This window comes from Mucilaginibacter sp. AK015, assembly GCF_014200785.1.
Classification (GTDB): Bacteria; Bacteroidota; Bacteroidia; order Sphingobacteriales; family Sphingobacteriaceae; genus Mucilaginibacter.
Genome location: NZ_JACHCV010000002.1, coordinates 619,137 through 638,679 on the forward strand (window position 1 = coordinate 619,137; position 19,543 = coordinate 638,679).

Consider the following 19,543-nt stretch of genomic DNA (forward strand, 5'->3'; position numbering starts at 1 on the left):
TCCATTACTTAATAACACGGGATGTCTTGCATTAATTAAGGTTAACCTGTTTTAGTAAAATAATTTTATACATATTTGATTATCAGACTATTATAAAATAAAGATTACAAATTGTGTTAACCATGTTAACCATGTAAACACATGTTCCGGCGGCCAACTCCCGTTAATTAATTGATGAGCAGCTTATACCCCCTGCCATGAACGTTGATGATCTCTACTGATGGGTCGTCCTTTAAATACTTGCGTATCTTGCTTAAAAAAACATCCATACTGCGGCCGTTAAAGTAATTGTCATCGTGCCAGATGTTTAGCAGGGCCTCCTCGCGGGTAAGCACCTCGTTTTTTTTGATGCAAAGCAGGCGCAGCAATTCAGCTTCTTTGGTAGAGAGTTTTTGCAGGGCGGTACCCCGCGTTATCAATTGCGATGTATAATCAAAATCGTAGCTGCCCAGCTTAAATTGCGATGGTTTGTCGTCGCCTTTTTTCTCCGTAACGTCAGCTCTTTTTAATAAGGCGTTTATGCGCAGCAAAAGCTCTTCTATGCGGAACGGTTTGGTGATATAATCGTCGCCGCCAAGGTTAAAGGCCTGCGTTTTATCTTCTATCATGGCCTTAGCCGTGGCAAATATAATGGGCACAGTGGGGTTTATCTTCCTTATCTCTTTACCCAATGTAAAGCCATCCTTCTTTGGCATCATCACATCCAGTATCAGCAGGTCAAACTGGTCCCTGGTAAAAGCGCGCAGGCCTTCGTCGCCATCCTTACAAAGCAACACATCAAACTTACCTTTTAGCTGCAGGTAATCCTGCAACAACAGGCCAAGGTTGGGGTCATCTTCAACAAGTAATATTTTTTTCATAAATTTTTAGTCCGAAAATCCGATAAGCCCGGAAATCGGCGAGATTTTAAGTTTTACTTATGCGGTCGCTTCTTTCTCTTTCGGACTTCCCGACCGCGGACTTTCCGACTTTCAGACCTACGCCACCGGAAATTTTAATTCAAACTCCGATCCTTTTTCCTTTTCAGACCGTACGCTTATAGTTCCCTCTAAACGTTTAACAATGGTATTTACGTAGCTAAGCCCCAGCCCAAAGCCTTTTACATCGTGCAGGTTGCCCGTGGGGATGCGATAAAACTGCTCAAATATTTTTGCCTGCTGATCGCGACTCATGCCTATGCCTTTATCGGCAACGCGTATTATTACATGCCCGTTCCTGTTTAACGTAGTAATTGCAATTTCTGGTGCACCGGCGCTGTATTTAATGGCATTATCTATCAGGTTAAACATTACGTTGCTAAAGTGCAGTTCATCGGCAATAATAACCGGTTTATCGGCCTCCAGGTGTAAGGTAGTAACCGCGTTGCATTTTTGCATTTTTAGCGCCATGCTATCCAGCGCTATGGTAATCATTTCATTTACATCCAACGGTTTTTTATCCAGCTTAAAGTCGTTACGCTCTATACGGGCAATGTTCAATACCCGTTCTATATGGCTGCCAAGGCGCACATTTTCTTCATAAATAACGTTTGCAAGGCGTGTAACACGGGTTTTATCTTCGGCAATCTCCTTATCTTTTAAAGCTTCGCTGGCTATCATGATGGTTGATACCGGGGTTTTAAACTCGTGAGTCATGTTGTTGATAAAATCTATCTTCATCTCAGATATCTTCTTTTGCCTGAGGATAGAAAAGATAGTATAGCCAAAACAAAATATTAGTACAAATAACAAGGCCCCGGTTGTACCCATGGTAGCCGTCATGTTACTTAAAATGAACGAGCTTTTTTGCGGAAAAGAAATTTTTATCTTACCCGGGTCGTTGATCAGTTCATCGCTGAATATGGCTTTCTGATAGGTATTGGCAGCAACAAATTCGGGCTTAACGCCTTTTGTATCCATAGCGCTGGCAAAAATGAGCGAATCGCTGTTGGCCGTACTCACCTCATAGCTAAAGGGCAAAAATATGCCCCGGTTATGCAGCTCGAACCGTAGCAGCGAATCTATCCAAAAACTATTTAAGCGTTTATCCAGCGGCTCGTTAGATTTCCGGTACTCTTCGGCAAGGTTCTCTATCACGTTAGGTTTTTTTGCATTGGCCGGCGCGTTCTCTAACGAGTCGGTTTCCAGCATTTTCTTCACCTGCTGAAACTGCCGTTCTTTTTGAATGCGCTCCTGCTCCCTTACCCAATCGGGGTTAAGCTTGGGCACCGATATCATTTGGGGTCCAAATTGCGGATCGATATAAGTGTATCTAAGCGTATCGTACTTATGCGGTTTTTGATTAACCTTCCGTGGTGGCGTTTTTACGATCTCGGGCACGAACCTAAAATGTACCTCGCCAAACTCATCGGTATATTGCCCAATTCGAATACGCAGGTTAACCAGGCCCTGCTGCATTAACCCGGTCAGGTCATCGTCCATTTTTTTGTGCAATATCATGCGTTTCAGGCTGTCGCGCAGCATAGCCAGCTTCCGTTCGCGCTTGCTTTGCTTCTTTTTAAGTACCAGCGAGTCGCCTATGATACTTTTACTGCCATTGATGCTTATTTCGCTTCTTTTATCAATAGTTTCTGCACGCTTTAACGTGTAATTATGGGTTTGCTGGGTTTTAGCATTCAAAAAGTTAATGGCATCCTGTTTGGCAACTTTTGCTACCACATTGCTTAATGCCTCGTTAACCGAACGGTTAAAAAGCTCGGACTGCATTTGGTACGATTGCCGCAAAAAATACAATTGCATAACAATAACACCCAAAAGTGCAAACCCCATTAAACCTATTATAAGCGCTATGCTTCTTCTTTTCATGCCAACAACAAAAATATTTTAAATTACCCACACGATATTGCTTTTAACAATTTTTAACAATTTACCATCAACCTTTTAACGTATTGATTAAGAAGAGTTTCTAAATTTGTGCGTTAACCTTAGATCAATAGCGATGAAGAAGATCATAACACCCGGCTTTGAGTTCATTTTCTCAGTTGCTTTAGTGGCCATAATTGGCCTGCCACCCCTGGTACTCGGGCAAACGCAAAAAAGCACCGAGATACGAATTGTTAACGGCGATACTACCATAAACGGTAAGGATATCAAAAAGTTATCGGCACAGGAACGCAAGGATGCCCTTGCCGAAATAAATAATTTGCCTACACCGCCTTTATACAATAACAATAGTGTTATAACAAACCGCACGATAACCATAGAGCGCGAAACTACCGGTGACGGAAAAAATAATCATATCACTATTGAACGCAACATGGATAACGATAACGAGATTGTTGCTGGTTCTGGTAATGATAGCGCGCGTAATGACGTTAGGTTACGCCTTAAAAAGCTGCGAGGCAATGATAGCTCCCAGGCATTTACCTATCGCTTTGATAAGGATTTGCCCCCTATGAGAATAGAACCATTTAATTTTGATTTTCCGCGCCGCAGGCCTGGCTTTGAATTTAACGGCCGCAATACACAAAGCTTTAGTTATGACAATACCGATGCTGACGGCATAAGCACCCATATAAGCTATCGTGTCACCGAGGCGCCGAAAGAGAAACTGAAAGCTATGGGTTTAATAAAACCTTTGCTAACTGTAACCGATATCAATATCACTTACGAATTTAGCACGGGCAAAACGGTATTAGCTTTTAATTTGCCCGCAAAAACCGGGGCAGCTATTAAACTTACCGACAGCAGGGGCGATATAATATGGGCGGATAAGAGCAGCACCGGTAGTTTCAGCAAAAAGTTTAATCTGCCTTTAAACGGCGTTTATTACCTGCAGGTACAGCAAGGCGCAAACGTTGCTGTAAAAAGGATAGTTAAGGAATAGTTAGCGGTTACCGTTTGCAGCTTGTACAAAAAAGCCCTTCTAAAATAATTTAGAAGGGCTTTTATATTTTATTGGCCCGCTTACTGCAAACTAAAACCCGCCAGCGAATTAAAACGGCAGATCGTCATCGTCCGGGGTTGAGCTTATATCAGCTGGTGCCGCGTATTCAGGTGCAGAGGCAGAGCCTGCGCCGCCTAATACGTTGATCTTCCATAACTGCAGCGAGTTGAAGTACGTTTTTTTACCGGTTTTATCTGTCCACGGGCGACCCCTTAAATTAAAGAACACCTCGATATCATCGCCAACTTTCACATTGTCTAATAAATTGCAACGATCTTGTATGGCTTCAAACTTTAAATACTCGGGATATTGTGGGTTCTCGATATATTCAAGTATCAATTCTCTCTTCTTTAACGACTCGGTAACCTGTTGGGTTGCCGACACTTCATGTACCTTACCTTTAACTTCCATAATTTCAGAAAATGTTTAAAATGTAAAGTTAATAGTATGAAATTAAATAGCGGCGTATTTAATTCATAAATTCGCAAAATTATTATGCAAGTTTTCCACACTGAAAGTAAGATCATTATCACCTGCAACAAAAGGCTGTCGCCATATTTACAGCAGGAAGTTGAAGCATTAGGCTTTAAACCAACACGCGTTTTTGCAACCGGCATTGAGTTGCTGGGCACTGTTAACGATACCATAGCGCTAAACCTTAACCTGCGCTGCGCAAGCCAGGTGCTTTACCTGCTAAAAAGTTTTGAAGCTACCGACCCTAAACAACTTTACGATGAACTGGTACAGATAGAATGGGAAAACCTGATCGATTTTTCGGGCTACTTTTCGGTAACATCCAACGTAAATAATAAACATATATTAACACCGCTGTTTGCCAACGTAAAAGTAAAAGATGCCATTGTAGACAGGATAAAGGAGAAAAAAGGCATCAGGCCAAACTCTGGCGCTGAATCGAACAAAACGGTGATCAGCCTTTACTGGCAGGACGATAAGGCCGATATCTATATAGATACATCAGGCGAAACGCTGGCTAAACACAGCTACCGTAAAATACCGGGTAAGGCCCCAATGCTGGAAGCGCTTGCCGCATCAACCATTATGGCCACCAACTGGGACAGGAACAGTACTTTTATTAACCCTATGTGTGGCTCGGGTACGCTTGCAATTGAAGCGGCTTTGCTGGCTACTGATAAGCATCCCGGCCTGTTCCGTATGAATTACGGTTTCATGCATATTATGGGCTACGATGAGCAGGAATTTTTTACCGAGCGCCGAAAATTAAAGGATAAGGCAAAAAAGGCGGTCGACTTTAAGATCATCGCTACGGACATTTCTGAAGATGCCGTTGATATTGCCCGTAAAAATGCAAATACCGCGGGTGTAGAACATTTGATAGAATTTTACGTTTGTGATTTTGAAGATACCGAAGTGCCTGCCGAACCGGGTATTGTAATGTTTAACCCCGAGTATGGCGAGCGTTTAGGCGTACATACCAAACTGGAAATAACTTACAAACGTATAGGCGATTTCCTGAAAAAGAAATGTTTAGGCTACCGCGGTTATGTTTTTACCGGCAACCCCGACCTGGCTAAGAAAATAGGTTTAAGGGCGGCACGCAAAATTGAGTTTTACAACGGCAAGCTTGATTGCCGCTTATTTGAATACGAGCTGTACGAAGGCAGCAAACGAGAACCAAAAGAAACAGAATGAAAAAACTGATCGTAATTGCACTATTATTATCTTCTTTTTACGTAAAAGCACAGGAGGAACTGGCGTTCCCGTTTCAGGGAGGGGTACCGGTAATGAACCGGTTTTTTAAGGATAGCCTGGTTGTTAGCCCCGAGATTATCGCTAAAAAGGCCGGCGGCGTAGCCGTAATAAAGTTTACTGCCGATGTTAACGGTAACCTTTCAAAACTGGTAATTTATTATGCTGATGATTACCTGTTAACTGTCCCGGCAATAGCGGCCTTAAAAAAGTCGACTAAAAAATGGATAATACCCAATAAAGAGAAGTTTCATGATTTTATTATCCCTTTTTCTATCAATTTTAACAACCCTGCATCGGGTGTTGCGGATGTGCAAAAAGCGGCTTACGATTTCTATAAAGCCCGCAGGCCAATTGTAGCTACCGATCAGATACCCCTAAACTCGGCTACTTTGCTGCCAACTGTGGTCGTAAAGTACGATATTCAGTAAAAGATTTGTTCCTTTACACGAAACAGGGCCTGCCGAAAATGATTCGACAGGCCTGTTTTATGTAATTGGCTATTCTTCCTCATTTACCTTTGCTAAAGCGGCACTTTTACTAAGCAGCTTTGCACTTTCGGCAAGGCGGATAAACTCAGCCCGGTAGCCTTCCGTATCCTCGCCTTTACCGGCTCGTGCTGTGGCAATGGCATGGGCATAACTGGCTTTTTGTTTAAATTTTGAATCGCGCAGCAGCATACCTACTTCGGCAACTGCCGAAGCAAATTTAAAATCGACAGAAGTTGAGTTAAAACCTACCGGCTTATCATAAACAACAGCCTGGCTCAGCTTGCTTACCGATGATACCGGTTCTTTATACCTGAACTTTATGGTCATCATCTCTGCTGATGGGTTTAAGTCTGCCTTGCTTTCTTTAACCTTTTGATATTTCAGCGGATCTACGCTCACCATATAATCGTCTTTGATGCCGGCAGGCACTATCTCGTAAAAAGCGGTAACGGTATGGCCGCTGCCCATGTCGCCGGCATCCTTTTTATCATCGTTAAAGTCCTCTTTGTTTAAAATGCGGTTTTCGTAACCCAGCAGGCGATAGGCCTGTACTTTGGCGGGGTTAAACTCTATCTGCAGCTTTACATCCTTGGCAACCGTAAATAAGGTACCGCCAAATTCGGTTACCAGTGTTTTACGGGCTTCAGTAATGTTATCAATGTAAGCATAGTTTCCGTTGCCCTTGTCGGCAAGGGTTTCCATTTTGCTGTCTTTATAGTTACCCATGCCATAACCCAATACCGATAGGAAAATGCCGCTTTCGCGTTTTTTCTCTATCAGTTTTTCCATATCGTCATCGCTGGATGCGCCTACGTTAAAGTCGCCATCGGTGGCAAGTATTATGCGGTTATTGCCGGTTTTAACAAAGCTTTCCGCGGCAATTTTGTAAGCCAGCTTTATGCCTTCGCCACCCGCGGTTGAGCCGCCAGCACTAAGGTTATCAATTGCGTTTTTAATGGTTTCCTTCTTATCACCGGGGGTTGATGGCAGCACCACACCTGCGGCACCGGCATAAACCACCAGGGCAACCTTATCCTGCGGGCGTAGTTGGTCTACCAGCATTTTTAACGATGACTGCACCAACGGCAGCTTATTGGGGCTATCCATTGAGCCGGATACATCTATCAGGAAAACGAGGTTTGAGGCAGGCAGGTTGTTTGTAGGGATTGTTTTAGCCTTTAAGCCTATACGCAGCAAACGGTGACTGGTATTCCACGGTGCCGATGAAAGTTCGGTATGTATAGCAACCGGGCCGCCATCTGTTGGGCCGGTAAGGTTGTAGTTAAAATAATTGATCATTTCTTCTACACGTACCGCATCGGCAGGCGGCAGCTGGCCGTTGTTGATGAAGCGCCTTACGTTACTGTAGGATGCTGCATCCACATCAACCGAAAAAGTTGAAAGCGGGGTAGACGCCGCATTGGTGAATGCGTTTTCGGTAATGCCTTTGTAACTTTCATTATCTTGCACGGGTGCGGGGGCATACATGTAGTTTGCATTCAATGTTCTATTACCTCTTAACGTAAGCCGCATCCCTGCCGCCGAATTAACTGCCTGACCTTTAACGATGGCAACACTTGCAGCCACTTCTTTTCTTTTCTGGGCAGCATAACCTGTCACCACAACTTCGTTTAATTGAGTCGACGAGCCTTTTAATGCAACATCCACTTTGCTTTTGCCGCCAATGTTAACCGTTTGTGTTTGATAGCCAATAAAGGCGAATGTTAAGTATATTTTTCCATCGGGTACATTTAGCGAGTATTTACCTTTCGAATCGGTTTGTATGCCTATGCCGGTCCCCTTTACCATTACAGTTACGCCCGGCAGGGGTATTTTGTCATCAGCAGAAAATACTGTACCGTAAACGATGCGGGTACTACTACTTTTAAAGCCGGTAAGGGCGGCAAACACCATGATAATTAATAAAAGCTTTTTCATAATCTGTCGCGTTTTTTATTACAGGATGCCGCACAGATAAGATTTCCATAAGCGGTTTAAAAAAATTATTTTGCAACCCTCTTGATGAAATTTTTTACCAGGCCAGTTAAACCAGAAGATACCGCAGACGATGAGCTGTTAACAAGCTACCGGGCAACCCGCGACCTAAAGGTTCTGGGCACGCTGTACGAGCGTTATATGCCGCTGGTTTATGGCGTGGCGTTAAAGTATCTGAAAGATGAGGAGCCGGCTCAGGACGCGGTAATGAGCATATTTGAAGAGCTGGCACAAAAGGTGCACCTGCACGATATAAAACAGTTCAGGGCCTGGCTATACGTGCTAAGCCGCAACCATTGCCTGATGCAGCTGCGCGCGGGTAAAAAATTAGAGACCGTTGGGTTGGATGAGTTTATGGAATTTACCCCGGTTTTGCATCCTGATACTGAAAACCGCGAAGAAGCCATGCAGGCTTTGGAACGTTGTTTGGACAAACTAACACCGGCACAAAAACAAAGCGTAAAATTATTTTACCTTGAAGAGAAGTGTTATAAAGAAGTGGCCGACGAAACCGGCTTTACCATGAACGAAGTGAAAAGCTATATACAAAACGGAAAGCGCAACCTTAAAATTTGCCTTGAAAAAAAACAGTGAATAACAAACGGGCCAACATATCGCAGATACAGAAGTACCTTAACAGGGAGCTTGATGCCCGCGCCATGCATAAACTGGAACGCGAGGCACAGGACGATCCGTTTTTAAGGGATGCGCTGGAAGGATATGGCAATGCAAAAAATAAACACCACGAAAACCTTAATGCCCTGCGCCAGCGCTTGCAGGAGCGTACAGCCCCTAAAGTACGGCGCTTATTGCCATGGACTGTAACTGCCATTGCAGCAAGCCTTATTGGCTTTGCGATAGTGGTAGGATTATTATACAAACGCAATAATACAACCCTTGCGCCAAAAGTAGCCAAAACAGTGCCTGCAAACAGTATTGTGCCTGTTGATACAACGCCGGTTGTGATAGATAATAAAGCCGTGCCTGGTATTATAAAAGCTGGTGAACAAGCTATAGCCTACCAAAAACGTAAATCCGCCGTTATAAATGAAAGAGCGGCGGCAAACCGGGCGAAGGCGGAATCTGCAGCGACACGCCAAATTGCAATAGCACAAAACTATGCTTTTAAGGCAGCCCCCCCTGTTACCCCCCTGGAAGAAATGGTAGCTTCGGATATGATAGCCGACAAAAAACAGGACACTGTTTTAGGCGGCGGCTATGTAGCTATCAATAAAAACCCCTCGGCGCTAACACCATTAAAAAGCAAGGCCGAAGGCGCGGATATTACGGTTAGGCCGGGTAAACGTACAGATAATAACCCGGCTGCTTTAGCGAGTGCGGGCTTACCCTTAAACCTGGTGTCGGGTGTAGTGTTAAACCGCGTGGATGGCTCTCCGCTTCCGGGCGTATCTGTACAGGTTGTAGGCAAACCCCAGGGCACTTTAACTGATGTCAATGGCAAGTTTACCCTGCCCAATATTAAAAAAGATGAGAGCCTTGAGTTTGGCTCGGTTGGCTTTAACAGTAAAACGCTGAATGTTAAAAATAACGACAGCTTGAAGGTTGAATTAGACCAAAGCGCCCACACTTTAAGCGAAGTGGTGGTTGTAAAAACAATTAAAAGGAAACTGCCGCGAGCCCACCCGCAAAACGGCTGGGAAAACTTCAGAAAGTATTTAAAAGATAACGCTACGCTGCCCAACAGCGAAGAGGGTGTAGTTACCCTGCAGCTTACGGTAAACCCAAATGGCAGCATAGGCGGCATCAAAGTAATAAAGAGCTTGAACGAAGCAGCTGATAAACAAGCCATTTCCCTGATACAACAAGGCCCCGCATGGATTGGCAATATTAACGGTAAAACCGAAGATGTGAAGGTGAAGGTGGAGTTTCATAAATAGCGATGGATTTTATCAGCGATGGGTATAAAACCCATCGCTATATACATTTCGCGGTTACTTCTTATTTTTATCGTAGTAAGCAAATACCTTTTGCAGCAGCGGCGTGGTACGTGCGCTCAGGTTTTGGCGGATGTTAAGTTCTTCTTTAGCTATCTCTACAAACAAGCCGTCAATAGCCTTTTGGGTAACGTAATCGCTTATATCAGGGTTTATCTTGCTTACCAGGGGTATTTTATTGTAAGCGCTGGCGGCATCGGTATAATACTTTGTAGCCCCTACTTTGTTAAGGCTGTTTTGTATAACAGGTTTAAACTTGGCAGAAAGCTGTAAGGTGGTAGTACGTTTGAAATATTGCGTGGCGGCATCCCGGCTGCCTAACAGAATGTTGGTTACATCTGTTAAGGTCATTTGTTTAATGGCGTTAACAAAAATAGGCTTTGCCTGCACCGCGGCATCTTCGGCAGCGCGGTTAAGGGATAGTATAACGTTGTCGGCCAGTTTGCCAAGGCCTATGCTGCGCAAGGTTTGTTCAACCTTTTGCGCTTCGGGCGGGAACAATATCTTTATAGCGGCGTTACCAAAAAAGCCATTTACAGCCGATAGCTGGTCAGAACTTTTGCCGGTACCTATTTCAAGTGCCTGTTTTAAGCCGTTGTTAATTTCGAATGTTGTAGGGGTGCCGTACTGTTGTATAGTAGTTTGCGCCACCTGGTTGAGCGTATCGCAGCTGCTTAACAAAATAAAAAGGAAAGGGATAAGTAAAAATGCTTTTTTCATGGAAATGAGTAAGCAAATTTACTGCCATAAATATATTGCTACCAATGCCTTACCACCAAAAATACAAGCCCGGCAATAAGTGCCGAAATTGGTATGGTAATTATCCAGGCCCAAACCAGGTTTATGGTAACACCCCAGCGCACAGCCGATACCCTTTTTGTTAAGCCCACCCCGATGATAGACCCGGTAATGGTATGGGTAGTTGATACAGGGATACCAAAACGCTCGGTAATAAACAGGGTAACTGCGCCGGCAGATTCGGCTGCAACCCCTTCTAAAGGTGTGATCTTGGTGATCTTCGAGCCCATCGTTTTAACGATCTTCCATCCGCCAGACATGGTACCCAATGATATAGCGCTGTAACATGCCAAAGGTATCCACTCGGGCATTGGGGCGCTGTTATTAATAACCTTTGCAGCAATAAGCGCCACATATAAAATACCCATTACCTTTTGAGCGTCGTTTGTACCGTGTGCAAAGCTTAGCGCAGCGGCCGATACCAGCTGCAGGCGCTTAAACCAGCGCTCGGCCGTTGCTGGTTTTGCCCTTTTGCAAATGTGCAGTATCAATATGGTAATAAAATACGCTATAAACAAACCAATGAACGGCGCAAGTACGATGTATGCTATAATTGTTAAGATGTAATGCGAGTTTACCGCCGCAAAGCCATGGGCACCCATAAAAAACGAATTGGTTATCCCTGCACCGGCAAAGCCCCCGATAAGTGTATGCGAAGAGCTTGACGGGATGCCAAACCACCAGGTTACCAAATTCCAGGTAATGGCAGCAATAAGCCCCGCCAAAATTACATGCATGGTTATAAATTCCTCGTGCACAATTTTGGCAACGGTATTAGCCACCTTATGGTCTTTGATAAAAAAATAGGCGGCAAAATTGAAAACTGCGGCTAACAGAACGGCCTGGAAAGGCGTTAGCACTTTGGTTGAAACGATGGTAGCTATAGAGTTAGCCGCATCATGAAAGCCGTTGGTGTAATCAAATATGAGCGCCAGGGCAACTACAGCAACAAGTAAGGTGGTAACCATCTAAATAATGTAATTTATGCTTAGGCGTTTTTAATTAAAATAGATTCCATTACGTTAGCGGCATCTTCGCACATATCGGTAGCCGTTTCAAGGGCTGCCAATATCTCTTTATATTTTATCAACCTTATTGCATCCGTTTCATAAAGAAAAAGATCAGCAACGGCACGGTCGAAAACGTAGTCGGCCTGGTTTTCCACACTGTTTATACGGATGCATGAATCGGCAATAGCGCGTACGTTCCGCAGGTCTTTCAATTCGCGTACAGCTTTTTCAAGGTCTGTTCCGGCTTGCAGTATCAACTCGCATAATTTGCGTACGTGCTCGTTAAAATCGTCTATCTTGTAAAGCAGCATGCGGTTGGCAGCGCCATGTATGTAGTCGGCTATATCGTCAATAGCGGTAGCTAAAGCATGTATGTCTTCACGGTCAAAAGGGGTAATAAAATTTTTGCCCAGTTCAAGGTATATTTGATGAGTAAGCTCGTCACCCCTGTTTTCAAGCTTGTCTATCTGCCTGAAAAGTTCCTCACGGGTGGCTACGTTAGCCGAGTTCACAGCCTCAACCAAAATTGTTGCCATGCTTACAACATTACTTGCAGCCTGCTCAAACAGCGGGAAAAAGGTTTTCTTATCTTTAGGAACAAAATACTGGAATATACTGTTAAGTGACATTTTGCATTTAAATTTCGGTAAAGGTAAGGTTGCAATGTTAAGTTAATGTTAACTTTTCAATACAGGGATATTGGGAAAAGGAAGTGAGGGGCGCGCTATTTGCAAGGTAAAACCAAAAGTCGACCCCATCCCCTCGGTACTGCGCACGTTAATGGTTTGCTGGTGGGCTTCGATGATATGCTTTACAATAGCCAGCCCCAGTCCCGAACCGCCAATTTGCCTTGAACGGCTGGTATCCGTACGGAAAAAGCGCTCAAATAGCCTCGGAAGGAATTTTTCTTCAATACCAATACCATCGTCGGTAACTTCAATCAATACTTGTTCATGCAGTGTAAAAATGCTTACCGAAGTACTGCCTCCATCTTTGCCATATTTAAACGAATTATCAATGAGGTTTACCAGAACCTGCCTGATCTTTTCACGGTCGGCATTAACAAAAATGCCTTCATCGTATTTTTGTTTAAACATTAGCTTAATATTGTGCTGCCTGCTCTTCAGCTCCATTGATTCAAAAACCTCTTTAATCAGGTCGTTTATTTTAAATTTGGTATAGTTGATCGGTATCTCGCCCGATTCCAGCTTTGATATCTCGTCCAGATCGGTTATCAGGTAGCTTAACCTGTCAACATTCTTTGAGGCCTTTTCCAGGAACTGCGCAGCAAGTTCTTTATCTTCCAGGCCGTCATCCTGCAAAGCTTCAATGTAACCTTGTATGGCAAAAAGAGGTGTTTTAAACTCGTGCGAGATATTTGATAAAAAATCCCGGCGAAATCTTTCCTGCTTTTTCAGCTCGTCTATCTCTGTTTTTTTTTGCCGCGCCCATTCCTGCACCTCCTGTTCAACATCGTTAATAGGGTCGGCGCTTACGTGTTCCCCAAGGGCGTCCCTAAGATCGCGCCCGAGTTTGAGATTATGTATCAGCTTATAAATAAGCTTTATTTTTGAGTAGATGTATTTCTCGGTGAGATAATAAAAAACAAGATAGCTGGTAATAAACGACACCAGGAAGGTTATCATCATATCGTACCACTTATGCTGAAAGTAGTAGTTTACCGCCGATAAGGTTATGGCAACCGCGGCAGCGTTTATCAATATCAATACACGCAATTTCATAGTATAAAGTTACTATTTGTAAATGGTTATAATTAATATCATAAACTGCATATTAATTAATATATCGTTACCATTTTATTGCGCCGGCAATAGAGGCTTAGTTATTTTGTTGCCTGTGCCTCTATAAATATGGTAACATCGTCGCTCATGGTCATGCTGTTACCGCCAATACCAAAATCCTTTCGGTTTATTTTAAAACTGCCTTTAAAATTGCTGGTGTTACCCTGCTCTGTATAGTTAAATGGCACTTCAACAGGTTTGGTTGTGCCTTTTATAGTAAGGTTAAAACGCCCAACATACCGAGTGCCTTTTTTTTGAAACGACAACGAAGACATGGTTATTTTTGGATAGGTATCCGCGTTAAAATAATCTTCACCCTTCAGGTGCCCGTCGCGCATGCTGTTATCAGTGTTAATGGTATTTGCGTCGGCAGTCGCCTCGATTTTGCTGCCGCCGGGGTTTGCCGGATCAAACATAATATTACCCTGCACCCCACCAATGGTACCGCCGGTTTTAATGCCTAGGTTTTTTAATTCAAAAGTTATTTTAGCGCTGGTGATGTTGCTTTTATTTTGAGCGAACGCCCCGGCAGTAATTATTAATATGCCTATTGTTGTTAAGATACGCTTCATGGTTGGATATGACATTTTTTATACGGCAGGGTTTAATTAACCCGATCTGCATTTGCCAGCAATGGTAACGGCTTTACCGTTATAAAATTATTGCGGCGCAACCTCCGAATAAAACTGCTGTAAATACGCCTCCATAAAAGTATGCCTGCGCTGCGCGAGGTGACGACCGGTAGGGGTGTTCATTTTATCTTTAAGCAACAGCAGCTTCTCGTAAAAATGGTTAATGGTGGGTGCGGTGGTGTTTTTATATTCATCCTTTGTCATATTCAGCTTAGGCTGAATATGGGGATTGTATATCTCCCTGCCCTTAAAGCCGCCATAAGTAAACGCCCGGGCAATGCCCATAGCGCCAATAGCGTCGAGCCGGTCCGCATCCTGTACTACAGCCAGCTCCTTCGAATGAAAAGTCGCTTTATCAAAGCTCGCTTTGAAAGACATGTACCTGATGATCTGTTGTACGTGAACAATAACATCGGCAGAAACACCGATTTGAGTAAGAAACTTACCGGCAGTAGCCGGGCCAATCTCTTCATCGCCGTTATGAAATTTGCTATCGGCAATATCATGTAGCAGGGCAGCCAGCTCTACCACAAGCAGATCGCAGTCTTCGGTTTTTGCTATCTGTTTGGCATTTGTCCAAACGCGGTGAATATGCCACCAATCGTGGCCCCCTTCGGCGTTTTTTAAAGTTTCCTGTACAAAGCTTATGGTTTTATCCAATATATCGGTGCTGTTCATGGGTTGCTGTTTGTGCAAATATAACAGTTGACCTTTACTTGGATGGGCTTTTAGGGTGGTTAAGCGGCGGCTGTTTTCTCGCTTCCAATCAGCTCCGTCATATCTGTTTCCAAAATATCAGCTATCTGAAAAAGGCGCTCTACAGTAATCTTTGTATAACCCAATTCTATTTTACTATAGGCATTTTGGGAAATACCGAGTTTTGCGGCCAGGTATTCTTGTGTATAGTTTAGCTTTTCGCGCTTATTACGGATATTGGTTGCGACAGCTTTTGCCCTCTGATTCAACATGTACTCGCTCTTTTAGATTTTATAATACCATATAAACGAGATTGTTTGCCGTGCGGATTTCAAAAAAATATTTTTAAAAGTAATTTCTTTTCACAAATATTCCGGCTGATATCTCTAACCTCAGGGCGCACCAGGCTTTAAAACAGATTTACGTAACTATGCCGGCGTCGGCAAAGGCTTGCAAATATTTATCAATATACAGCTGCCTGGTTTTAGATCTGTATTGCACTATAAAACGGGGATGTTCCAAGGCTACTATCTTATTAAAAAACCCATGAATTTCGTTTAATTTTTTCAGGAATTTTTCGTTTTGCCCGGTACCAAAGCAAAAGCAGGTATCTGTATAGCAGCCTAAGGCAATTTGCTTTTTTATGTTATCGACCATAAAAGGCGTTACTGTTGTGCACAGCTCTTTACTATCATAATAGTTGTAATTTTTTTCCTTCCCTTTATTATCAATAGTGGTAAACCCCAACGGGCAAAGCGAATTAATGTAGAGTTTGCTGTAAAATGCCTTTACACCGCCAAAGGCGTTTATCATTTCGTAAATGTATACCGAAGATGGCTCATGCGTTAGTTTACCGTTGTATCCAATACCGCATTCTGCTATTAAGCGTTTCGGATCGGTGAAGGGTACGCCTGTAACACCGCCGCCAAACCTGCCGGGGTTGATCCCCAGAATAAGGTGGCGCTTATTGTTATCGCTATAATACTGTCGGTAAAACGTTGATGATATCTGCAGGGCATGCTCTTCTTCGCGGTAAGGGTTCATGATCCGGATGTTGGCAGGTAATGGTGGCCCGGTGTATTCCAGCTGCCCGTTAAACGCTATTACCTTTTCAGCGAAGTTCATATTAATTATTTTGTTGCCGGGTTTTGTGCAAATACTTTGCTCAGTATGTCATATAATTCAGGATGCCTGGTTTGGAACTGGTCGGGCTTTTCAAAAAAATATTCAGATACCACAGCAAAGAACTCCGCTTCGTTAGTAGTGGCATACCCACTAATGTCTGAGCGGCCCGCCTCTATCCTACGGATTTCCTGGTGCATCATCCGCACCCAGGGCTGTACATATTCATGTTGCAGGAATCCCCCGGGTATCCCGTCTGTGGCGCCATCGGCGTTGTCAAGCAGGTGCACAAATTCGTGGATACCGGTATTTTCTTTACCTGAATTTTTTGAGAAACCCTTTACCAGCGCGTTGCGCGATAATATCATTTGCCCGTTCATATACCCGCTGCCTACCATCCCCATAATATTACGCCCCTCGCCGCTGTCGCCTTCAAACTGAAAGTCCTTATCAAAAGTATCGGGATATAAGAGTACGTTAGTAACGTTGCGATAGGTCCAATCTTTAAAACTAAATATCGGGATCACCGCGCTCGATGCTACCATAATGCGGTCAGTATCGGTAACTTCAAGGCCCACTCCCTCGATACGCACCGCATCTAAAAACTGTTCTATCTTATCTTCAAAGCACAGTTTATCGGTATCTGATAATTTGTTGTAGTAATTAATATGCTGCGTAAGCAGTTGCTTTTGCGCGTCGTTTAGAACAGTTTGCGTTAAGGCGCCTTTTTTTTTACGCTGAAACACTGTAAAACAGATAACAACGGCAAACGCGATAAGGAAGTATAGCATGTGATCTAATGTTTGATAACCTGGTCGACCACTGTTCCTATTATAATTGCAATAACAAAAAACGTTACCATCCCCAATATATAAGCGCCTAACGCTTTAAAATAGGAGCTTACTTTAAGCTTATCGAAAAACTGGCCTATGGCCCATGCACAATAAAGCACTCCTACGTACCCTCCAACTTGTACCAGGCTGATATGTGTTATACCCTGAACAATTGCAAATAACGTAAATATGAGCATGCCCATACCCATAATAAAACATAGCAGGATGAGAATCTCAAAAAAATTATAGTTGTATTTTTTAAAGAATACTTTAGCCCACAATGCAATAAACATCCCCATCATAATATTCGAGTAGCCATAATGATTAGCTATCCATTCAAATATCGCATCCGTTGCGGCACTTCTTGTGTCCCCTACTTTTACGTAACCGTCTTCGATATGAAAAAAGTGATTTACAACGGTGTAGATCAATGAAGTAACAATGATGAAGATAACTGGCTTTACAAGCCGGCTCCTGTTCTCGGAAATAAAATCACGTACATTTTTGCCCGGCCTTATTAGTAGTTCTTTAACGGTGAACAATATGCCCCGCTCAAAATGCAGAATGTGTTCAATTTCATGGGCGATGTAATGCGCGTCGATGCGTTTTAGTATGGCTGGCTGTCCGCAGTTGGAACAATAATTTTGATTTATTTCGGTATTGCAATTTTTACAAGCAGGCATTTTTTGCTTAAATATTAAGGGTTTTAAAGCTGGAAAATGGTTACCCATTAGCGCTGCATAAATATAACAGAAAAAATTATTCTCCATGCCTATGTCAGCTTAAACCGGCCCTGCGGAACACCATTTGCTGTAAGTTCGCCGCAGCGCCACACGTATTAAATAAAAAAGCGATGAGTAAACCCATCGCTTTTAAATCCGTAATCGTAAATCCGATATTGGCTATATCATCATCCTTACCGGTTCTTCCAGTAATGATTTTAATGTTTGCAGGAACGCGGCACCTGTTGCACCATCAACCACGCGGTGATCGCAGCTTAAGGTTACCTTCATAACGTTACCAGGTACTACCGCGCCGTTTTTAACAACCGGCACCTGCGCTATACCGCTAACGGCAAGGATACAAGCGTTTGGCGTATTAATGATAGCCGTAAACTCGTCAACACCAAACATACCAAGGTTTGATATGGTGAAGGTTGAGCCTTCCATTTCGGCAGGCTGTAATTTTTTCGCTTTTGCTTTGCCGGCAAACTCTTTTACCTCCTGCGAGATATGGCTTAACGATTTGCCATCGGCAAATTTGATTACCGGTACCAGCAGGCCTTCGTCTACGGCTACGGCAACACCAATGTGTACGTGTTCGTTTGTGCGTATCTTATCGCCCAGGAATGATGAGTTTATGGCAGGGTGCTGTTTCAGCGAAACGGCTACTGCCTTTACTACAAAATCGTTAAACGATATCTTAACCGGCGCAACCTCGTTCATTTTATTACGGGCGGCAATTGCCTGGTCCATATCAATTGACATGGTTACATAAAAATGCGGCGCGGTAAATAAGCTTTCAGATAACCTGCGGCTTATTGCCTTACGCATTTGCGTAACATTCCTTTCAGTAAATTTCTCCTCGCCTGTGTACGCAGGTAAAATAACCGGTGCTTTCTCGGCAGGGGCGCTTGCTGCCTGTTCCTGTGGTTTAGCGGTTTCGGCAGGTTTTGCAGATGGCGTAAACTCTTCCACATCTTTTTTAATGATACGGCCGCCGTCGGCGCTTCCCTTTACATCATTAAGGTTGATGCCTTTTTCTTTAGCGATCTTACGTGCAAGGGGCGATGCCTTAACGCGGCTATCATCGGCAGTTGAGCCGGCTGATGTGGCAGCAGGTGCAGCTTCGGCCGCCGCAGCGGGTGCAGCTTCTTTGCTTTCTTCGGTACCTGTCGTTTCCTCAGATGCCCCGGCACCACCATCGTTATCCAATAACGGTTGTATATCCGTACCTTCTTTACCTACAATGGCAATAATATCGTTTACCTTAGCGGCTTCGCCTTCCTTAACACCAATATATAGCAGCGTACCTTCTTCATAGCCCACAACTTCCATAGTAGCTTTATCCGTAGCTACATCAGCCAGCGAGTCGTCAGATTTTACTTTGTCGCCAACTTTAAAGTTCCATTTTTCAATAGTCCCTTCGGTCATCGTATCGCTAAGCAATGGCATGCGTATTACAGTGGCCGGTATGCTGGCGGTATCTACCTTTGGTTTTGCAGCCTCGGCAGGCGCAGGCTTTTTATCCTCGGCTGCAGCCGGCTTGTCTTCGTTTTTCTCTTCTGGTTTAGCAGGCGCGGCTTCGGCACCGCCTGCGCCATCTAAAAGCGCTTTGTAATCTTCGCCCTCTTTACCTAAAACCGCAATAACGGCGTCAACAGGAACCGCGCTACCTTCTTGCACGCCTATATAAAGCAGGGTGCCGTCCTGGTACGATTCAAAATCCATAGTGGCCTTGTCAGTTTCTATCTCGGCTAATACGTCGCCCGATTTTACCTTGTCGCCAACTTTCTTATGCCATTTAGCCAATACCCCTTCGGTCATGGTATCGCTCATTTTAGGCATTTTAACTACTTCAGCCATATATAAATGTG

The 19,543-nt window shown here is 43.7% G+C and carries 20 protein-coding genes; 5 read left to right on the forward strand and 15 right to left on the reverse strand.

Annotated elements, in window-relative coordinates; translation table 11 throughout:
• Nucleotides 1-167: 167 nt before the first annotated feature.
• Both HDC91_RS12065 and HDC91_RS12070 read right to left on the reverse strand, forming a co-directional pair.
• Entirely contained in the window at nucleotides 168-860 is a 693-nt protein-coding gene (locus HDC91_RS12065) for a response regulator transcription factor (RefSeq protein WP_183552459.1), read from the reverse strand.
• A gap of 117 nt (nucleotides 861-977) precedes the next feature.
• Nucleotides 978-2,804, reverse strand: a complete 1,827-nt coding sequence (locus HDC91_RS12070; RefSeq protein ID WP_183552461.1) for a sensor histidine kinase KdpD — start codon at nucleotides 2,802-2,804, stop codon at nucleotides 978-980.
• A 133-nt stretch (nucleotides 2,805-2,937) separates the two neighbouring features.
• Between HDC91_RS12070 and HDC91_RS12075 the strand changes: the two genes are divergently transcribed.
• Nucleotides 2,938-3,825 (forward strand): T9SS type A sorting domain-containing protein, encoded by an 888-nt coding sequence (locus tag HDC91_RS12075; RefSeq protein ID WP_183552463.1) that lies wholly within the window; start codon nucleotides 2,938-2,940, stop codon nucleotides 3,823-3,825.
• 108 nt (nucleotides 3,826-3,933) lie between these two features.
• On the opposite strand, the gene HDC91_RS12080 is transcribed toward HDC91_RS12075, so the two are convergent.
• On the reverse strand, nucleotides 3,934-4,296 hold the full coding sequence (locus HDC91_RS12080) for a DUF3127 domain-containing protein (RefSeq protein ID WP_162429715.1): 363 nt from the start codon (nucleotides 4,294-4,296) through the stop codon (nucleotides 3,934-3,936).
• A gap of 84 nt (nucleotides 4,297-4,380) precedes the next feature.
• Between HDC91_RS12080 and HDC91_RS12085 the strand changes: the two genes are divergently transcribed.
• A complete protein-coding gene (locus HDC91_RS12085) occupies nucleotides 4,381-5,556 on the forward strand; it encodes a class I SAM-dependent RNA methyltransferase (RefSeq protein WP_183552465.1) in 1,176 nt (391 codons plus the stop codon).
• Nucleotides 5,553-6,044 carry a hypothetical protein gene (locus HDC91_RS12090; RefSeq protein ID WP_183552467.1) on the forward strand — a complete coding sequence of 164 codons (492 nt, stop codon included), beginning with the start codon at nucleotides 5,553-5,555 and terminating at the stop codon, nucleotides 6,042-6,044. The genes HDC91_RS12085 and HDC91_RS12090 overlap by 4 nt, the downstream gene beginning before the upstream one ends.
• Nucleotides 6,045-6,113: 69 nt before the next feature.
• Here HDC91_RS12090 and HDC91_RS12095 read toward each other — a convergent pair whose 3' ends face one another.
• Nucleotides 6,114-8,042, reverse strand: a complete 1,929-nt coding sequence (locus HDC91_RS12095; RefSeq protein WP_183552469.1) for a VWA domain-containing protein — start codon at nucleotides 8,040-8,042, stop codon at nucleotides 6,114-6,116.
• An 84-nt stretch (nucleotides 8,043-8,126) separates the two neighbouring features.
• On the opposite strand from HDC91_RS12095, the gene HDC91_RS12100 reads away from it, so the two are divergent.
• Nucleotides 8,127-8,693 carry an RNA polymerase sigma factor gene (locus tag HDC91_RS12100; protein ID WP_183552470.1) on the forward strand — a complete coding sequence of 189 codons (567 nt, stop codon included), beginning with the start codon at nucleotides 8,127-8,129 and terminating at the stop codon, nucleotides 8,691-8,693.
• Nucleotides 8,690-9,997 carry a carboxypeptidase-like regulatory domain-containing protein gene (locus HDC91_RS20180; protein WP_183552471.1) on the forward strand — a complete coding sequence of 436 codons (1,308 nt, stop codon included), beginning with the start codon at nucleotides 8,690-8,692 and terminating at the stop codon, nucleotides 9,995-9,997. Before HDC91_RS12100 ends, HDC91_RS20180 begins: the two co-directional genes overlap by 4 nt.
• A gap of 54 nt (nucleotides 9,998-10,051) precedes the next feature.
• On the opposite strand, the gene HDC91_RS12110 is transcribed toward HDC91_RS20180, so the two are convergent.
• From HDC91_RS12110 to HDC91_RS12160, 11 genes are all read right to left on the reverse strand, one after another.
• Nucleotides 10,052-10,774, reverse strand: coding sequence for a DUF4197 domain-containing protein (locus HDC91_RS12110; protein WP_183552473.1), 723 nt, complete (start codon nucleotides 10,772-10,774; stop codon nucleotides 10,052-10,054).
• Nucleotides 10,775-10,812: 38 nt separating this feature from the next.
• Nucleotides 10,813-11,820 carry an inorganic phosphate transporter gene (locus tag HDC91_RS12115; protein WP_162429722.1) on the reverse strand — a complete coding sequence of 336 codons (1,008 nt, stop codon included), beginning with the start codon at nucleotides 11,818-11,820 and terminating at the stop codon, nucleotides 10,813-10,815.
• A 20-nt stretch (nucleotides 11,821-11,840) separates the two neighbouring features.
• The gene (locus HDC91_RS12120; RefSeq protein ID WP_162429723.1) at nucleotides 11,841-12,491 is read right to left on the reverse strand and encodes a DUF47 domain-containing protein; all 651 of its coding nucleotides are present in this window, start codon (nucleotides 12,489-12,491) and stop codon (nucleotides 11,841-11,843) included.
• Nucleotides 12,492-12,539: 48 nt separating this feature from the next.
• A complete protein-coding gene (locus HDC91_RS12125) occupies nucleotides 12,540-13,604 on the reverse strand; it encodes a cell wall metabolism sensor histidine kinase WalK (protein ID WP_183552475.1) in 1,065 nt (354 codons plus the stop codon).
• A 101-nt stretch (nucleotides 13,605-13,705) separates the two neighbouring features.
• On the reverse strand, nucleotides 13,706-14,251 hold the full coding sequence (locus HDC91_RS12130) for a YceI family protein (RefSeq protein WP_221262173.1): 546 nt from the start codon (nucleotides 14,249-14,251) through the stop codon (nucleotides 13,706-13,708).
• A 72-nt stretch (nucleotides 14,252-14,323) separates the two neighbouring features.
• Complete coding sequence (locus HDC91_RS12135; protein ID WP_183552479.1) at nucleotides 14,324-14,974, reverse strand: HD domain-containing protein; 651 nt, start codon at nucleotides 14,972-14,974, stop codon at nucleotides 14,324-14,326.
• A 59-nt stretch (nucleotides 14,975-15,033) separates the two neighbouring features.
• A complete protein-coding gene (locus HDC91_RS12140) occupies nucleotides 15,034-15,264 on the reverse strand; it encodes a helix-turn-helix domain-containing protein (protein WP_183552481.1) in 231 nt (76 codons plus the stop codon).
• A gap of 148 nt (nucleotides 15,265-15,412) precedes the next feature.
• Complete coding sequence (locus HDC91_RS12145; RefSeq protein WP_183552483.1) at nucleotides 15,413-16,117, reverse strand: uracil-DNA glycosylase family protein; 705 nt, start codon at nucleotides 16,115-16,117, stop codon at nucleotides 15,413-15,415.
• A 5-nt stretch (nucleotides 16,118-16,122) separates the two neighbouring features.
• Nucleotides 16,123-16,905 carry a zinc-dependent peptidase gene (locus HDC91_RS12150; protein WP_183552485.1) on the reverse strand — a complete coding sequence of 261 codons (783 nt, stop codon included), beginning with the start codon at nucleotides 16,903-16,905 and terminating at the stop codon, nucleotides 16,123-16,125.
• Nucleotides 16,906-16,910: 5 nt separating this feature from the next.
• The gene (locus HDC91_RS12155) at nucleotides 16,911-17,630 is read right to left on the reverse strand and encodes a DUF3667 domain-containing protein (RefSeq protein WP_183552488.1); all 720 of its coding nucleotides are present in this window, start codon (nucleotides 17,628-17,630) and stop codon (nucleotides 16,911-16,913) included.
• A 219-nt stretch (nucleotides 17,631-17,849) separates the two neighbouring features.
• Nucleotides 17,850-19,532, reverse strand: coding sequence for a pyruvate dehydrogenase complex dihydrolipoamide acetyltransferase (locus tag HDC91_RS12160; RefSeq protein WP_183552490.1), 1,683 nt, complete (start codon nucleotides 19,530-19,532; stop codon nucleotides 17,850-17,852).
• Nucleotides 19,533-19,543: the final 11 nt, after the last annotated feature.

Coding starts and splice junctions, on each gene's coding strand:
- HDC91_RS12065 (WP_183552459.1), bottom strand. CDS start 860: ATGAAAAAAATATTACTTGTTGAAGATGACCCCAACCTTGGCCTGTTG.
- HDC91_RS12070 (WP_183552461.1), bottom strand. CDS start 2,804: ATGAAAAGAAGAAGCATAGCGCTTATAATAGGTTTAATGGGGTTTGCA.
- HDC91_RS12075 (WP_183552463.1), top strand. CDS start 2,938: ATGAAGAAGATCATAACACCCGGCTTTGAGTTCATTTTCTCAGTTGCT.
- HDC91_RS12080 (WP_162429715.1), bottom strand. CDS start 4,296: ATGGAAGTTAAAGGTAAGGTACATGAAGTGTCGGCAACCCAACAGGTT.
- HDC91_RS12085 (WP_183552465.1), top strand. CDS start 4,381: ATGCAAGTTTTCCACACTGAAAGTAAGATCATTATCACCTGCAACAAA.
- HDC91_RS12090 (WP_183552467.1), top strand. CDS start 5,553: ATGAAAAAACTGATCGTAATTGCACTATTATTATCTTCTTTTTACGTA.
- HDC91_RS12095 (WP_183552469.1), bottom strand. CDS start 8,042: ATGAAAAAGCTTTTATTAATTATCATGGTGTTTGCCGCCCTTACCGGC.
- HDC91_RS12100 (WP_183552470.1), top strand. CDS start 8,127: ATGAAATTTTTTACCAGGCCAGTTAAACCAGAAGATACCGCAGACGAT.
- HDC91_RS12110 (WP_183552473.1), bottom strand. CDS start 10,774: ATGAAAAAAGCATTTTTACTTATCCCTTTCCTTTTTATTTTGTTAAGC.
- HDC91_RS12115 (WP_162429722.1), bottom strand. CDS start 11,820: ATGGTTACCACCTTACTTGTTGCTGTAGTTGCCCTGGCGCTCATATTT.
- HDC91_RS12120 (WP_162429723.1), bottom strand. CDS start 12,491: ATGTCACTTAACAGTATATTCCAGTATTTTGTTCCTAAAGATAAGAAA.
- HDC91_RS12125 (WP_183552475.1), bottom strand. CDS start 13,604: ATGAAATTGCGTGTATTGATATTGATAAACGCTGCCGCGGTTGCCATA.
- HDC91_RS12130 (WP_221262173.1), bottom strand. CDS start 14,251: ATGTCATATCCAACCATGAAGCGTATCTTAACAACAATAGGCATATTA.
- HDC91_RS12135 (WP_183552479.1), bottom strand. CDS start 14,974: ATGAACAGCACCGATATATTGGATAAAACCATAAGCTTTGTACAGGAA.
- HDC91_RS12140 (WP_183552481.1), bottom strand. CDS start 15,264: ATGTTGAATCAGAGGGCAAAAGCTGTCGCAACCAATATCCGTAATAAG.
- HDC91_RS12145 (WP_183552483.1), bottom strand. CDS start 16,117: ATGAACTTCGCTGAAAAGGTAATAGCGTTTAACGGGCAGCTGGAATAC.
- HDC91_RS12150 (WP_183552485.1), bottom strand. CDS start 16,905: ATGCTATACTTCCTTATCGCGTTTGCCGTTGTTATCTGTTTTACAGTG.
- HDC91_RS12155 (WP_183552488.1), bottom strand. CDS start 17,630: ATGCCTGCTTGTAAAAATTGCAATACCGAAATAAATCAAAATTATTGT.
- HDC91_RS12160 (WP_183552490.1), bottom strand. CDS start 19,532: ATGGCTGAAGTAGTTAAAATGCCTAAAATGAGCGATACCATGACCGAA.